Raw genomic sequence first — 16,937 nt, forward strand, 5'->3', positions numbered from 1 at the left:
ACTTGGCGTTTAACTACTTAGTTTTTATAAAACTGACTGTCCTTGGTGATGGTAATACTCGCATCTTCCTGCGCGGTAACTACAAATCTTAATTTACTTACTTTTTGTTTAATATCGTAACCATCAGCGGTAACCGTAACCGGTATTTTTTTCATTAAACCAGGTTGTACGAGTGTTGCCTTTGGACTTTTAAGCGTTGCCCCAGGTAACCCCTCAATAGCGATTGTGTAGTGCATTGATTGCTGTGTTTTGTTAATAATGGTTAGTGTGTATGGGTTTTCAACTAGGCCCTCATAATTTACTCTGTAGAGTGCGTTTCTATCACGAAGCACTGAGGCCTCTATGGGTGTACGCTGCATCATCCATGCAAACATCGATAGGATAAGTAAGGCAGTTAACGTGCCATAGCCAACAAGCTTTAATCTAAATGGGTTGGTTTTTTTACCTTCCATTTGTTTTTCACTCGCGTATTTAATTAAGCCTTTGTCGTAGCCAAACTTATTCATTGTGTCATCGCAGGCATCAATACATAAACCACAGTTTATGCACTCATATTGCAAGCCATTTCTTATATCAATACCCGCAGGGCATACCTCCACACATAAATTACAGTCTACACAATCGCCTAGGTTTAATGACTTTGGATCAGCTTTACGCTTTCGTGGTCCACGGTTTTCTCCTCGTTCAGCATCATAAGTAACAACTAAGGTATCTTTATCAAACATCACTGACTGAAAACGAGAATACGGGCATGCAATGGTGCACATTTTTTCTCTTAAAAAACCAGCATTACCGTACGTACACCCAGCAAAAAAAAGCACCCAAAATGTGGTAATGCCAGACCAATCAAACGTAAGCATGCCTAGGTATAAATTTTTAGCCGGAATAAAATACGCCATAAATGAGGTCGCTGTTAAAACCGAAATAACTATCCACGCGCTGTGTTTAGCTATTTTTTTACGCCACGTGCTAAATGTCCATTTTGACTTATCTAATTTAATGCGCTGATTGCGTGTACCTTCTATTCGTTGCTCAACCCATGTAAACATCAACATCCATATTGTTTGCGGGCACGTGTAACCGCACCAAACTCGGCCAAGCCAATTAGTAACAAAAAATAACGCAAAGGCTCCCACCATAAAAAGCATGGCTAAAATCATAAAGTCTTGAGGAAGAAGTGTTAATCCAAAAATAGTAAAGGTTTGTGTTGCGACATCTAACAGTACAGCCTGCTGACCGTTGTATTGAATCCATGGAATGGCAATAAACGTTAACATTAGCAACCAGCCTAAATTACGGCGTATACGTTGAAAAAAGCCTTTTTGCTCGCGAATATAAATTGGCCCTGAGTTATAGGGCTTAATGATCATGTCTTGCTCTTTAATATCAAACTTCATGTTACTTACTTAATTAGAACGGATGTTGTTTAAGTATTTGCAACTTTCAGACCAAACTGAAACTTTATTTAATCTATTGATATTAAATAATTTTATAATTTACACGCTTTTACCAATCGCGACATATAACGAAAAACGTTATATATCGCGATTATTTATTAATTCCTAGCTTTCTCATTTTTGAGCGAAGTGTACTTTCAGGTAACCCTAACTTCAGTGCAGCACCTTTACTTCCCGAAATTTGCCCGTTACACAGTGTTAAAACACGGCTTATATGCAGCCTTTGCGCCTCATCGAGGGTAAGAGACTCGTCAACATTTTGCGTAGTGTCACCATTGAGTGGTTGATTGAGCTGTAAAACAGATTGTTTGGACAAAATGGCTTCTCGCTCCAGTACATTTTGCAGCTCTCTTATGTTGCCAGGCCAATCGTAGGCTTGAAGCTTAGTAACTGCTTTTTTACTTAATCCTTTTAACTGCTTCCCCAAGCGTTTATTTAATTGCTGTATGAGGTTGCTGCATAAGTAAGGAATATCCTCTTTACGCTCTCTGAGGGCTGGCACTTTAATAGGAAATACATTAAGTCGATAATATAAATCTATTCTAAAACTGCCCTTTTGCACCATTTGCCACAAATCGCGGTTTGTAGCCGCTATAACTCGAATGTTTACACTCAAAGTTTGGCTACCACCAACCCGTTCAAATTCTTGCTCTTGTAGCACTCTTAGTAGCTTACTTTGTGATTCTAGAGGTAATTCGGCTATTTCATCTAAAAAAAGTGTGCCTTTATCGGCCAGTTCAAATCGGCCTTTACGACGTTCGTTAGCCCCCGTAAAAGCGCCTTTCTCATGCCCAAACAGCTCAGACTCCAATAAACTTGGTGTAAAAGCTGCACAATTTACTTTAATAAAGGCATGCTTGCTGCGTTTGCTTAACCTATATAAATTGCGTGCTACTAGCTCTTTACCTGTGCCATTTTCTCCCAGAATAAGCACGGTAGTGTCGGTTTCACTCACTAATTTTATTTGCTCTAACATGGTTTGGAACACATGGCTTTGCCCTACAAGCCCAGAGTCTTGCCAGTCCTGATTCAACTCTGCTATTAAATAGCTATTCTCGTCTTTTAACTGCTCACTCAGCTGCTTTATTTTTTTAAGTGCGTTTTGTAAATCATTTTGGGTTTGTTGCTGCTGCGATATATCACGAAATATAGCAACGGCACCAATAAGTTGATTTTTTCGATACACTGGGGTGGATGTATATTCAACAGCAAACGAGCTACCGTCTTTGCGCCAAAACACTTCATTGTTAACTTCACGGCGTTTACCATCAAACATGGTACAGTAAATTTGACACTCATCTGCAGGGTAAGGCGTGCCATCGGCACGAGTATGATGATGATATTGGTGAATTTTTTTTCCTAGTAGCTCCTCTGCCTTCCACCCTGTCATGCGCTCTGCTGCTGGGTTTACAAATACAGCGTTTCCAGACAAGTCGAATCCGTAAATTCCCTCACCAACGGCATTAAGTAATAACTTTGGATCGTTTAAAAATTGCTTTATCATAACTACACCTCGCGAAATATCACGAGCATTATGACAACTTTAACACATTACTGCACCAGTAACTTTGTATCGATATTAGCTCAGCATTTATGCGAAATGACTAAAAAGTGCACGCACATCAATTTTTGCCCCCAAACGAGCAGCTATTAAATACAAACCGGCTAGTTTTCGGTGTATAAACAACGCATCGACGGGTGGAGTGTGCCACTGCTGTGATTGGGCACTAAGTGCAAGCCCAGCATTCTTAATTTTAAGTGCTAACTCACTATGTTTAAAATCAAATTCACCATCATGCCTGAGCGGTTCGCACGCCATTAAAAACAAGTCGATTACGTTATTTTTATAGTTATCCATAATGTCATCTTTAAAATAACCAATTTGCGATGCTGCTTTTAATACGCCCTCTCGGCAATTATTGCTACCTGCTTTAAATAGTGCCAAATACGCTGAACTCAACTCAGTTGATATTTCTCGCGTTGCACCAAAATCAAATAAAACGATTTTTTGTGTCTCTGTTTGATAATGAAAATTAGCAAAGTTAGGATCCGTTTGAATGAGTTTAAATTCAAACATTTCTTTAAAAAATAAATTAATAAGCTGCTCAGCAACAAAACTTCGCTGGCTTTGTGGCTGCTCTGTGATGCTCTCTATGGGTTCAGCATTTACATATTCCATTGTAAGCACTTGCTGCGTACTGTGCGAAGTGTAAACATTGGGCACTTTAAAGTGAGCATTGCCGTTGAGTGCATTTTTGTAACGTATTAAATAATCTGCTTCTCGCAGGTAATCTGCTTCTGCAAGTAATTGTGCCTTAGCCTCATTCACAAGGGGTTTAATGTCGAGATCTTTAGGTAATAGGCGAGATAGGGTTAACAGCGTAATCACGTTATCTACGTCGCTCTCAACACTCTTTGCAATACCGGGGTACTGAACTTTAACTGCGAGCTTATCGCCATTTTCTTGATAAGCTAAATGCACTTGCCCAATAGAAGCCGCTGCAAAAGGTCTGAGTTCAATATGAGAAAAACGAGAAAGCCAGTCGTCTCCCCATTGTTCTTTTAGAACTTCAACCAGCTGCTTATGCGGCATTGGGTTTGCGTCAGAGCGCAACAAAGCGAGTAATTGGGCAAGCTCAGGACTGAGCAAGTCACCAGCATCCATAGATAGAAGCTGGCCTAATTTCATTGCTGCTCCGCGTAAGTGGGAGAGCTGCACAGCAAGTTTTTCAATATTTTTAGGCTGCAGAAGTAAGCGTTTGTTATCCCACCCCTTACCTGTTAGTGCACTTTTAGCGCCATCAACCAGCATATTACCCGCAACGCCTGTTGCTAATGAGCCTAATTTTGCAAAACGAGAAAGTCTCGATGTGGGCACGTTACGCGGTGCTGCCATAATATAATGAACCTAATTAGCTTATTGTTAGGTTATTTAATACGATTAATTAAGGCAGGCCGATCTGATTAGCCTGGTTATTTATAATCTAGGAACCAGTTTAATTGCACCTTGCGATACTTTCATGTCGAGTGGTAATTTGCTCAATAGCATCATTTTAGGATCGTTCATGTTTAACGTATATACAGGGTTGTTAGCCAAAAAGGTATTGATTACACCCATTGCTTGATCGTCAAGCGCGCCAATGTTGCCTCTAAAGCCACCAGCATCAACGCTTGAGCCCAGTAGTTTAATATTACGCAAAAACACTGCTTTTTTCTCGCTATCGTAAAATGGGCTGCCCTCTATTTGAAGCTTTAAACGAATTGGGTACTTAAGTGCAAAAGCGTTGATCTCTGCGCTAGAGTCAGCGCCAAGTAAAACAACATCACGATTATCTGGCCCTATATCAACACTTAAATCATTAACGTTAAGCTGAACAGGTAATCCCATTAGCTTTACTTTTTCGCTTAATTTGGGCAACTCTTTAGCTAATACGCTTTCTACTTCAGCATTTGTAAATGAATATACCGATACACCTTGCGTGCTATTACAGGCAGTTAAATAAAGCGTAGTAATAAGTAATAAAAATCTCATGGTAAATCCTTTGTTTGGTTGATACAAAAAGCCGCTTTTTAAGCGGCCTTTTAAAGTTTTAATCAACATTTAAAGTAATGTTAATGATTAAGCTGCAAGTATCGTCTTTAATCGAGCTAGTGTGTCAGGTTCAACTGAACCGTTACTGAGCGCGAGCAACTGTTTTAAATAATAATTTAAATCTGCATGATCGCCACGGTGCTTATCATCAAGCATAGCAACTTGCTCTGCCATTCTAAGTGATGCATTTGGCGAGCTCACATTTGCTAAAATTTCCATACGCGTTACAAGTTGCTCTTCGTTAAGCGTTGTTTTTAGCGGTGCTTGATACTGAGCAGGTATTTCTTCATTATTTTGAAGCGCGTTAAGTAAAGCATCTAAGTTAGCCTGCTCTGATTTAGTCATAAGCAATGACACTTTTTCATCTATGGCTTTAAGCAAAGTAGCCACTTTTGGCGCAAGCGTTCTGAATTGTGCATAACCCTTTACCTTCGTTTCTAGGTCATGAAGTTGCGCACGTTGTTCAACCGCCTCTAGTACCACTTCTAATTCAGCAAGCTCTGCAGCGGCTTGTTTGTCTGACTCATTCTGTTCAAGCTTTTGTTGCTCAAATTCAGTGCTGCGCTTACTGAATGCTTCATCGTTATATTGACGAAACTTTTGCCACAACGCATTTTCGGCTTTCAAGCCCGCAAAGCCAATTGTTTGCCATTGCTGCTGCATTTGCTTTAACGTCTGGCAAGCACTTGCTAAGTCGTCACTTTGTGATAACTGCTGTGCTTGTTCTACTAAATCATTTTTAAGCGCAGCATTACCTTTATGAAACGCATTTAATAAACCAAGCACCTGTTGTTGCTCATTTTTATAGCGATCATTTAAAACTCGATATGTTTTAGGGTCAACTTTTCCTACACTGCGCCATGCTTTATTTAGCCTATTGTATTGGCTTTCAAACTGTTTCCAATCAAAGCCTTCTTCGCTAGTAGGCTCTGTGCTAAGCGCGTGCATATCAGTAATGATGCTTTCACGTTGCAACTTCGCTGCATCGCGGTTTTTTTCTTGCTCGGCAAAGTAACTACGACAAGGTGCAAACAACAATTCAATATGTTCGTCAAACTGAACACCTTGTTGTTTTTCTTCATCTGTATCTAAACGGCCAAGCTCATTCCAACGTGTGCGAAACATTTTTACTTGTTCTGCACGTTGTTGCGGGTCGGTACATTCTTGCTCAGTTAACGTGGCTACTTCTTCAAGTAACGCTACACGCTTTGGTGCAGCGGCGTATTTTTGCCAATCTTTTGCGTCAGCAAGCTGCTGCTCTAGCTCTGCTTTAATATTTTCAAGCGGTTGCTGGTAGCGTGCTGTTAATGTATTAAATAGCTCTTCAAAACCTTTAAATACACCAAATGCCACATTGAACCGGCCTTCTTCAATTAAGCGCTTAACATCACGAGCTTTTCGCTTTGCTTGGCTTTGATTTTTTTCAAGCGGTTTAACTAACTCATTCATTGGTACTAAAAACTGCTTTTTATGCGCGTTTAACTCAGTTTTAAACTTGCCTTGCAGTGCGCTATCAAGCATAGCTATATGCCCACGCGCTTCTTTAAACGCTTGATTAAACGATGACAGAATATCGTCATATTGCTCAATGCTTTGCGCTGGTTCAATTTTTTGTAAGGCGGTCAATGCCTCTTTATATTGAGCAATTACCGTTGTTAGTTCGGGTAATTTAGCCACTTGTGAAAATAAAGTCTCAAGCCTTACGATTCCCGCTTTAGACTGTGCATTGTTTTCAAGCTCAGTCTCTGCGATCGCTTGTTTTGCTTGGGCTACTTTAGCGTCAAGCCAATCTTGTTGAATTTGCTCTGGGGTTTCTAAACCTAATTGAAGCGCATTTTCAATTTCATCACTTAATGCTTCAAGCGTTGCTAATGCCAATAATTGACGCTGTTTTAATGCTAAACGTTGCTGTTCTTTATCGTGCTCAGCTTTAAGTTGCGCTATGTGCGTATCAAGCTTGCTGGTAATAGCTATGTACTTTTCATCTAGCGATTTTATACGCTCTGCTGATAACCATTTAAGCTCTAATGCTTGCCATTGAGCCATTAATTCAGCAGCTTGTGGGTTTACCAACGCAAAGTCTGTTTTTTCACGTAACGCATTAAGTTTTGCTAAAATAACGCGCGTTGAATTTTCAACTTCTTGTGGCATTTCTTTGGCCAGACGCTCATTTTCAATATGCGTATCAAGGGTGCTTTTCGCTTCCCCTTTAGCATGTTTAGCAAGTGGTTTGGTAAGCTGGTGGTTAATAACTAACTCCACTAGCTGCTTTTGTAGTTCTTCACTGCCTTCTTTGAAAGCTTTTTCTACTAATTTTGGGTTTGCTAAACGCTTAAGTAATTTAACGCGAACTTTTAGTTCTTTCTCTGCAAACGCTAGTTTTTCTAATGTTTTTACAGGCGCAAAGCGTTCTATATATTCACTTTTAATTTGCGGTGTTAGTGTGCTTTCACTGTTTAAAACCGCGTTAGATATCTGCTGCTCAGCTATATCCTTCAACGCTTGGTCTTGCTTATAGGCTTTCCACCAAAGTGGTAAATCATTTACCTTTTGAAGCGCTTTTCGGCGTATTTCTGCAGAGCTATCTTCTAATGCAAGTGTATTTAAAATACTTGCATCGCGCTGCGTATCTAGCTTTTCAATTGCATCAAGACGTACCTGTTGCTTAGGGTGTTTCCATTTTGGCGTAAAAAGGTGCTTAAAGATCATGTTCACTAAACCTAGCTATTTCGTTGTCTGATTTGAATTCTTTTTGTAGTTGCGCTTTTGTCTTTTGGATCATTTCACCATTAGCACCAATCGTAAATTGCTCGTTCGATTGAGCCACCTTTGCTTGATACAACATAACCAACTGCACTGTTTGTTGCTTTTGCTCATCTGATAACACAGTGCCATCTGGCCATTTGCCAGTGGATGCACCATATTGCAGGCGTTCAAATAATTCTGGAGTAATATTTTCTACGAGTTTATCGATATTCATGTCATCTTTTCTTTTTAAGAGTCACTAAAATAATACGGTTAATAAGATACCAAATGCACCCTACGCCAATGGCGATGGTGTAAGCATACCACTCAAGGGTTTCTTTTTGCGGTTGTAAAAAATATAAACAGAAAAAACCACCCAAAAATAAAATAAGTGCTAGGAAAGAGTGATTTATAAACATCTGCTTTTTTTTAATTTGCTGTTCGCGCTGAAGTTGTTGAACCTGCTCGTCATTTAGCTCTGAAATGTTACTTTCGCAATGCGGACATTGCTTGTATTTATCTGAAATTGATTTTGCACATTTTGGGCAACGAATAATCGCCATACATCTCTCCATACTACGCATAAAAAAAGCGCCTTGCGGCGCCTTTATTGTACTTGTTTTATTTGTTGTTGTCTTTTTTGAATTTAAAGCAATGACAGATAATGTAACTTTCTTTTTATTGGTTTAAACCCGTTTATCCAATCAAACTTGCAAGTACACTGTGTATTAAATTACTCAGGATCCTTAGATTGTTTTTCAAGGCGTTTTTCCCAGAAAGTAGCGTTTTTTATACCTAACTTAATTGGGTCAAAGGTAATTTTACCGCCTTTTTTCTTTTGCTCTTCGTAATCACTTAAACATAACAGTGCCGGTTTTGCGACAAAGAAAATAGCTAAAATGCCTAAGATGTTGATCCACGCCATTAAGCCTACACCTATGTCACCAATGCTCCAAATATACCCAGAGCTATTAACCATTCCGTACGCCACCATAAACATGATCACAAACTTCACAATAACCAGTGGAATACTTCCTTTAAAGTAACGATTTAAGTAAGCAATGTTTGTTTCTGCAATGAAGTAATAAGCTAAAATAGTAGTGAACGCAAAGAAGAATAACGCAATACCTACAAATGCCTCACCAAAACCGCCAAATACGCTAAACAAAGCCATTTGTGTAAATGCTGCAGAGCCAACTTCAGTTGCTGCATCAACATTTTGTACAATAAATTGACCAGCTGGTAGCTCGCCAACAATGTTGTATTGTTGTGTTAACAAAATCATTAGTGCAGTTGCTGTACATACGAAGATGGTATCTACGTACACTGAAAAAGCCTGAACTAAACCTTGTTGCGCTGGGTGGTCGACTTCTGCCGCAGACGCTGCATGAGGTCCTGTACCTTGACCCGCCTCATTTGAATATATTCCGCGTTTTACACCCCAGCCAATTGCAGCTCCAAATCCGGCTTGAGCTGTAAAGGCGTCGCTTATTATCATAGCAAAAATATCAGGCACTCTATCGATGTGTAAAAACACAACGATTAAAGCAAGCACTATGTACCCCAAAGCCATAAATGGCACAACAATTTGAGTAAAGTTGGCAATACGTTTTATACCACCGAAAATAATAAAGGCTAAAACGATAAGAATAATAGCCAGCGCAACTAGCTTAAAGCTGCCTACATCGCCAAAGCTGGTCGACACCATAGTACCGTCGCCAAATACTTGAGTAAATGCGTTACCTACCGCATTTGCTTGTACACCGGGTAGGAAAACACCACACGCAACAACGGCAGAAATAGCAAACAAGATAGCTAACCATTTTTGCTTTAAACAACGGTCAAAGTAATACGCTGGACCACCACGATATTGACCGTTTTCTTCTTCTTTATAAATTTGACCAAGCGTTGATTCAGCGAAGGCTGTACTTGCACCTAAAAATGCAACAACCCACATCCAAAAAATAGCCCCTGGGCCACCGAAACCGATAGCAGCAGCAACACCAGCAATGTTACCAACACCGACTCGCCCCGATAGAGACACTGCAAGTGCTTGAAAAGAAGAAATGCCTTTTTCAGATGTGTTAGGACTAAAAAGTAATTTACACATTTCTTTAAAATGTCTGACTTGGGCAAATCGAGTTAATACAGAATAAAACAAGCCCGCGCCAAGGCATAAGTAAATAAGGGCATTACTCCAAACAACATCATTAACAGCGCTTACAAAAGCTTCCATGGATATCCTCTATAGTTATATTTTTTATTATGAATTACGAGACTCTGTTTTAGCTACTCAGAATGCGCGACACAAAACGATTAAAAATCGGGCTTAAATATGCCTACCTTTAATTCGATTGTTATTGATATTAACTTAAGTGAGCTAACTTTGTTAACACTTAATTTTCATATTTACAGATAAAACGTGCGCTTCGGCGTATTATTTGAGGGTTATTTAACCAGCAATTGGTTTGTTTGAATATAATGGAGGTTTATAGAAAGTAATTTAAATAGACTGCTGGTTGAGGGGTTTATAAAACGATTTTATATATTAATTAATTTTAAGTTTGTGTATAAAAAAGGCATCAATAATTGATGCCTTTTTTCAATACTCTATCTTAGCGTATCTACCACATTAACAATGGCTGCTAACGTGTCTTGACCAAACTGGTACGAGCGACGATCTGACCAGCCGTAATCAGGATCTGGTAAATCGTTATTGTCTTTAAATGGCATTTCAATCGTATATGTAAGCGCTTTAAACTCTTCAGCCGTTGCCGACGATGCAACGGTTAATAGAGCTTGGCCTGGCTCATCTTTCGGGTAACCGTGTTCGTCTTGAAACTCCGGTGTTATTGTTAATAACGCCGCTTTAAAGCTATCTTCTAAGTTTTTAAGTCGCTCATCGTAGCTTGGAATACCTTCGCTACCAGCAACAAAGTTATAAGGAATGGCTTCATCACCGTGAATATCAAGGTGCATATCTAAGCCTGTTTCGCGCATTTTATTGAGGACTAAATACACTTCTGGGCTATTTTCCATACTAGGTGTTTGCCATTCGCGATTTAAGTTAACACCTTTAGCATTAGTACGTAAATGACCACGTACACTGCCATCTGGGTTCATATTTGGCACGATGTAAAATACAGCCTTTGATAACAATGCGGCAGCATGTGGGTCTTCATCATCAAGTAACTTATGGAGTAATCCCTCTACAAACCACTCTGCCATAGTTTCACCTGGATGCTGGCGTGCTGTTACCCAAATTACTTTTTTATCTTCGCTTGGCTCGCCAATTTTTAATACGCTCATATCGCGCCCATCAAGTGTTTCACCCAATGTTTGAAGTTGGCAAGCACCTTGCGTTTGCGCCCACGACAATAAATCTAAATGGCGGTCATAGCTATATGGTGCGAAGTAAGCAAAATAAACACTGCCGCACTCTGGCTCTATTTCAAAACTTAGCGTGCCATTTTCATAGTTTGATGGAACACGAAACCATGTTTGGCGATCGTAAGATGCGACTGCTTGATAGCCTTCCCACCCATCTGGGTATGCTGATTTTTCAAGCTGATTAATATTAAGCTTATGTAATTGGTAAGGCGTTGTTTCTAATCGAAAGTGAAACCACTGATAAAATTCAGAGTTGTGGTCGTTATTAATCTCTAATTGAATATTAAGCGGATCGGTTGCATCAATTACCTTGATATTACCACTGTCGAAATTACTACTGATTTTCATGAAAAAACCTTTAATTTGAATAAGCCCATCTGCATTTTAACTCGCAGAACTAACACCACGAATAATACTACTCGCAGTAAATACAGTGTATTTTATAACTCTAGCACGCACTGTATTTTAATAAGCAAAGCGTAGCACAAGGCATACACTTTAAAAATGATTGCACATTAAAAAAGCCAGCTAAACGCTGGCTTTTAAATACTACATATACATTAGCGTGGTAAGCTTGGGAATGACACTTCAGCCATATCTCGCATACAACGTACTACTTGGCAGCTATAGCCAAATTCATTATCGTACCATACGTATAATACAATACGATTATCGTCAACAATTGTCGCTTGCGAGTCAACAACACCTGCATAACGGCTACCTACTAAATCGGTAGACACTATTTCTGTTGATGCAGTGTAATCAATTTGGTCACGTAAATCTGAGTGCAGCGCTGTATCGCGTAAAAATGCATTTAATTCTTCAACTGATGTATTAGTTGCTAAGTTTAAGTTTAAAATAGCAAGCGATACATTTGGCGTAGGAACACGAATAGCGTTACCTGTTAACTTACCTTCAAGCTCTGGCAATGCTTTAGATACAGCTTTAGCTGCGCCTGTTTCAGTTATTACCATGTTAAGCGCTGCGGCACGACCACGACGTTCGGCTTTGTGATAGTTGTCGATTAGGTTTTGATCGTTTGTGTATGAGTGAACGGTTTCAACGTGACCATTATTAATACCAAACTTATCGTTTAACGCTTTTAATGTTGGTGTGATTGCATTTGTTGTACAACTTGCTGCACAGACAATTTTATCTTCAGATAAAATATCTTGGTTATTTACACCATATACGATGTTTTTAATATTGCCTTTAGCCGGTGCTGTTAATAATACTTTAGCTGCGCCTTTACATTCTAAATGCTGACCAAGGCCTGCTTCATCTTTCCAAATACCTGTGTTATCAACAATTAACGCATTATCGATACCGTATTGGGTGTAATCTATTTCACTAGGTGAATTTGCATAAATAACCTGAATGTAACTGCCGTTCGCTTTAATCGCGTTGCGCTCTTTATCAATGGTGATTGAACCATTAAATGGACCATGAATTGAATCGCGACGTAATAAACTAGCGCGCTTTTCAAGGTCACCTTCTTTACCACCACGCACAACGATTGCACGTAGACGTAAATCGGCGTAAGGACCCGATTTTTCAATTAATAAGCGAGCAAGCAAACGACCAATACGACCAAATCCATAAAGAACTACATCGCGAGGTTCTTTCACTGTTGAATCGGCTATTTCTGCTAATTCATCTTTAACGAACTCTTCAACTGAACGGCCATTAGCAACGTCGCTGTATAAATAGCTGTATGCTAACTTACCAATATCAATGCGAGCAGAGTTTAATTCCATTTTACTGATTGCTTCTAAAAACGGGAAGCTTTCACGTAAACGTAATTTTGTGCCTTCAAATTGCGCAACAGTTTTGTGAGATTTAATAATTTCAATAGTACTGGCATTTACGAGAGGACGGCCATATACGGCAATTTCAATACCACGATTACGGTAAAGTTTACCAATGATAGGTTGCATGCTTTCAGCGTAATCTTGGCGCTCTTGCCAACTATTTGTGTATTCTAACTCGTGAGATGAGGTCATTTTATTTACCTAAGTTTATCATTTTGAACGGATAGCCTTTAAAAGTGCACTATATTCTGAGAGTAATGCACTTCAGGCACGGCTATTCTAATTTAATCTGAAGTTATTCTCTACTGTTAGGCGTTAAATGATTGCGCTAGAATGGCTGCGTAGATATTTATTTGGGGTTTAGGAATGCTAAAAAGAGCAAGTTTACTACTTGGATTACTAACATTAGCGGGTTGTGAAGAACCTGTGACGCTAGCAAAAGTTTGTAAGGAAACACCCGGCTTTTGTTCTGATTTAAACAAAGACAGCCATTGTAAAGACGAGCGTGCTGAAGTTATCTTAAAGCGTTACAGCGAATACAAAGAGCCAACGGATGAAAATAAATATCAATTATTAAAAGAATTTGAAACATACAACCAATGTATAACACTGGCGGCTAAAATTGAGCACATAAAGCTCAAAGCTAAGAAGACGTCTCGCATAGATGGACAACTTACTAGCATTAAAGAAATGACGCGCCTTTATCAAGACACTATTGATACAAATCACCCCGGTTTACTTTATTACCATTGGTCCAGAAACAATAATCAAGGTGCATTAAATAAACTATTGGCTATAGAAGACGATCCGAGTGTTACACAAAGTGCTGAAATGCAGTTTTTTTTAGCGTCGTATTACATTAAGTTTGATGACGAAAAAACGATTGATTTGCTCTATAAAACGCTAGAGTTAAATCAAAAAGGGCGCATACCCAATCCTGAGGTGTACACATCACTTATCAGCCTGTTTTATAAACATAATAAATTTAAACATGCTTATATATTTTCAAAAGTAGCGCAAATGTCGGGAATCGAAAATATAGATCTATTTGAAATAGAGCAGGAACTCTTAAGTACTGGTAAAAACTTATCTGGACTTGATTCACTTGCCGAGCAAACCTATCAACAAGTATTAGAGGGTGAATTTGTATCACCTAGAGAATTTTAGATAATAATAAACCCCGCTTAAGCAGAGTTAAGCGAGAAATAAATAAAAAGGCAGCTTTCGCTGCCTTTTTTTATTTTGCTTTGCTGGTGCCCACTTCAACACGAGTCTTTAATTTTTGACCCGGTCTAAAGGTGACAACACGACGCGCCGAAATAGGAATGTCTTCGCCTGTTTTCGGATTACGCCCTGGTCTTTCTTTTTTGTCTCGAAGATCAAAGTTACCAAATCCAGAAAGCTTAACCTGCTCTCCTTTTTCTAGCGCTGAGCGGATTTCTTCAAAAAACGCTTCAACTAAATCTTTGGCATCTTTTTTATTGATCCCGAGTTTTTCAAATAGGTGTTCAGCTATGTCGGCTTTAGTAAGCGCCATATCTAGTCCCTCAACGATGCATTAAACTTTTCGGCCAATTCGGCCACCACGTTATCAACTACTAGATTGATATCTTTCTCTTCGAGTGTTCTATCAACCGCTTGCAGTGTTAGAGCAATCGCCAAACTCTTATAATTTGGCTCAATACCTTTGCCCTTATACACATCGAATAAGTTTAGGTCAACCAATTGATTTCCGCCAACTTTTTCTATAGCGTTTAAAATATCACCAGATTTAACGCTGTCGGCCACTAAAATCGCGATGTCGCGACGGTTTGAAGGAAATTTAGACACGCTTTCTGCTTGTGGTAAATTTCTTTTTTCAATTGCTGACATTTCAATTTCAAATACAAAAGTTGCGTTATTGATATCTAACGACTTTTGCGCTTGAGGATGTAATGCACCAAAAAAGCCAACCTTTTTACCATCAACATAAATAACAGCTGACTGGCCAGGATGAAGTCCATCTGACTGCTCTGCTTTAATTTCAAAGCGACTTACATCGTTAGTGATTGCAAGTAATGCCTCAACATCACCTTTTAAATCATAAAAATCAACGTTTCGCTTTTCTTCAACCCAATGTTCGCCATGCGCTAAACCCGTGATAGCACCACCGATAACGGGTACTTGGTATACACCATTTTCTGCATTTTCATCGCTTATAAATTTAAGACCATGCTCAAATAAACGAATACGTGGTTGTTGACGATTTTGGTTGTATTCAACAGATGCTAATAGACCCGTCATTAAGCTAACACGCATAGCTGACATTTCAATTGAAATAGGATGCGGTAGAACGAGTGCATCACTTTGAGGGTGCAAAATAGCTTGTGCCTTAGGATCAACAAAACTGTATGTAATCGCTTCTTGATAACCACGTGTTACTAACGTATTGCGGAATTTGCTTAGTGCAATGCTCGCTTCGTTATGAGTCGTCATCTTAAGTTTTGCAGTTGGAGCCACATTTGGAATACTGTTGTAACCGTAAACGCGCGCAACTTCTTCTATCAAATCTTCCTCAATGCGAATATCAAAACGGTAACTAGGTACGTCTGCACTCCAGCTGTCATTTTCTACTTTAACATCAAGGCCTAAGCGAGTCAGAATATCAGTTACTTTAGCATCATCAATGTGATGACCTATTACGCGGTCTAAACGCGAACGACGCAAACGAACTTCAGTCACCTTAGGTAACTTATCAGCCGCCACGGCTTCTACTACAGGGCCTGCTTGACCACCCACAATTTCAAGAAGTAGCGCTGTAGCACGCTGCATTGCATCGTGTTGTAGAGCAAAATCTACTCCACGTTCATAACGATGTGATGCATCAGTATGTAGGCCGTAACTACGTGCTTGCCCAGCAATTGCTACCGGGTTAAAGAACGCACTTTCGAGCAGTATGTCTGTTGTTTTTTCAGTAACACATGACTGCTCACCACCAAAAATACCAGCAATGGCAAGTGCTTTATCATTATCTGCTATAACGAGTGTAGACTCGTTTAATTTAGCTGTATTACCATCAAGCAGTACTAGTTCTTCATCTGCATTTGCACTACGTACTTTAATGCCACCTTCAATTGCACTTAAATCAAATGCATGCATAGGGTGACCAAGTTCGAGTAATACATAGTTAGTTACATCAACAACCGGGTCGATTGAACGTACACCACTACGGCGTAATTTTTCAACCATCCATAACGGTGTTTCTGCATCAAGATTTATACCTTTTATTACACGACCTAAGTATCGAGGACATGCATCTTCGTTCACTAGCTCAATTGATACTTTGTCGTCAATCGTTGGAGCAACAGCGGGGATTTCTAATACGTTTACATCAATGCTGTTTAAAACGCCTACTTCACGAGCAAGACCTTTAATACCAAGGCAGTCACCACGGTTTGGTGTTAAATCAACATCAATAATGTTGTCGTCAAGGCTTAAATAGTCACGTAAATCCGCGCCAATGGGTGCATCACTCGGTAACTCCATGATGCCCTCACCTTCTTCGCTAATGCCTAGCTCATCAAATGCACATAACATACCGTGTGAAGGCTGACCGCGAAGTTTTGCTTTTTTAATTTTGAAATCGCCAGGTAATACTGCACCAACGGTTGCAACCGCTACTTTAATTCCTTCACGACAGTTTGGCGCACCACAAACGATATCAAGCAGCTCATCGCCACCTACGTTAATTTTAGTAACGCGAAGTTTATCCGCATCAGGATGTTGACCACATTCAACAACTTCGCCTACTAACACACCATTAAATTTGGCTGCAGCTGGCTCAACGCCGTCAACTTCAAGGCCAGCCATAGAAAGCTGTTCCGACAGAGCTTGCGTATCAATAGCAGGATTTACCCACTCTCTTAACCACTTTTCACTAAATTTCATTTTATTGCTTCACTC

General features: G+C 39.6%; 13 protein-coding genes. 1 reads left to right on the forward strand and 12 read right to left on the reverse strand.

Translation table 11 applies throughout. The features are described 5' to 3' along the window. Positions 1 to 17 precede the first annotated feature (17 nt). The 10 genes from ccoG to ATS72_RS05760 all read right to left on the reverse strand — a co-directional run bounded on the left by ccoG (position 18) and on the right by ATS72_RS05760 (position 13,187). Positions 18 to 1,397, reverse strand: coding sequence for a cytochrome c oxidase accessory protein CcoG (gene ccoG, locus ATS72_RS05715; RefSeq protein WP_058429125.1), 1,380 nt, complete (start codon positions 1,395 to 1,397; stop codon positions 18 to 20). A gap of 151 nt (positions 1,398 to 1,548) precedes the next feature. Beyond that, complete coding sequence (locus ATS72_RS05720) at positions 1,549 to 2,961, reverse strand: sigma-54 interaction domain-containing protein (protein ID WP_039037922.1); 1,413 nt, start codon at positions 2,959 to 2,961, stop codon at positions 1,549 to 1,551. An 87-nt stretch (positions 2,962 to 3,048) separates the two neighbouring features. Further along, complete coding sequence (locus ATS72_RS05725; protein WP_058429126.1) at positions 3,049 to 4,353, reverse strand: ABC1 kinase family protein; 1,305 nt, start codon at positions 4,351 to 4,353, stop codon at positions 3,049 to 3,051. Positions 4,354 to 4,434: 81 nt separating this feature from the next. Next, positions 4,435 to 4,989 (reverse strand): DUF1439 domain-containing protein, encoded by a 555-nt coding sequence (locus ATS72_RS05730; RefSeq protein ID WP_058429184.1) that lies wholly within the window; start codon positions 4,987 to 4,989, stop codon positions 4,435 to 4,437. An 87-nt stretch (positions 4,990 to 5,076) separates the two neighbouring features. Continuing rightward, entirely contained in the window at positions 5,077 to 7,758 is a 2,682-nt protein-coding gene (locus ATS72_RS05735; protein WP_058429127.1) for a DUF349 domain-containing protein, read from the reverse strand. Beyond that, complete coding sequence (locus ATS72_RS05740) at positions 7,748 to 8,029, reverse strand: YeaC family protein (RefSeq protein WP_006794492.1); 282 nt, start codon at positions 8,027 to 8,029, stop codon at positions 7,748 to 7,750. Before ATS72_RS05740 ends, ATS72_RS05735 begins: the two co-directional genes overlap by 11 nt. A 1-nt stretch (position 8,030) precedes the next feature. Then, positions 8,031 to 8,357 (reverse strand): hypothetical protein, encoded by a 327-nt coding sequence (locus ATS72_RS05745; RefSeq protein WP_008132029.1) that lies wholly within the window; start codon positions 8,355 to 8,357, stop codon positions 8,031 to 8,033. A gap of 170 nt (positions 8,358 to 8,527) precedes the next feature. Continuing rightward, entirely contained in the window at positions 8,528 to 10,030 is a 1,503-nt protein-coding gene (locus tag ATS72_RS05750) for an alanine/glycine:cation symporter family protein (protein ID WP_008132031.1), read from the reverse strand. 374 nt (positions 10,031 to 10,404) lie between these two features. Continuing rightward, positions 10,405 to 11,532, reverse strand: a complete 1,128-nt coding sequence (locus ATS72_RS05755; protein ID WP_058429128.1) for a M14 family metallopeptidase — start codon at positions 11,530 to 11,532, stop codon at positions 10,405 to 10,407. Positions 11,533 to 11,744: 212 nt separating this feature from the next. Then, positions 11,745 to 13,187 (reverse strand): glyceraldehyde-3-phosphate dehydrogenase, encoded by a 1,443-nt coding sequence (locus tag ATS72_RS05760; protein WP_006794496.1) that lies wholly within the window; start codon positions 13,185 to 13,187, stop codon positions 11,745 to 11,747. A gap of 174 nt (positions 13,188 to 13,361) precedes the next feature. On the opposite strand from ATS72_RS05760, the gene ATS72_RS05765 reads away from it, so the two are divergent. Next, positions 13,362 to 14,162, forward strand: coding sequence for a DUF2989 domain-containing protein (locus ATS72_RS05765; RefSeq protein ID WP_058429129.1), 801 nt, complete (start codon positions 13,362 to 13,364; stop codon positions 14,160 to 14,162). Between the two features lie 70 nt (positions 14,163 to 14,232). On the opposite strand, the gene ihfA is transcribed toward ATS72_RS05765, so the two are convergent. Further along, positions 14,233 to 14,532, reverse strand: coding sequence for an integration host factor subunit alpha (gene ihfA, locus ATS72_RS05770; protein ID WP_002960690.1), 300 nt, complete (start codon positions 14,530 to 14,532; stop codon positions 14,233 to 14,235). Between the two features lie 2 nt (positions 14,533 to 14,534). After that, positions 14,535 to 16,922 (reverse strand): phenylalanine--tRNA ligase subunit beta, encoded by a 2,388-nt coding sequence (gene pheT, locus ATS72_RS05775; protein WP_058429130.1) that lies wholly within the window; start codon positions 16,920 to 16,922, stop codon positions 14,535 to 14,537. Between the last annotated feature and the right edge of the window lie 15 nt (positions 16,923 to 16,937).

Origin of the sequence: Pseudoalteromonas sp. 13-15 (genome assembly GCF_001468205.2) — a bacterium.
GTDB lineage: Bacteria > Pseudomonadota > Gammaproteobacteria > Enterobacterales > Alteromonadaceae > Pseudoalteromonas > Pseudoalteromonas marina.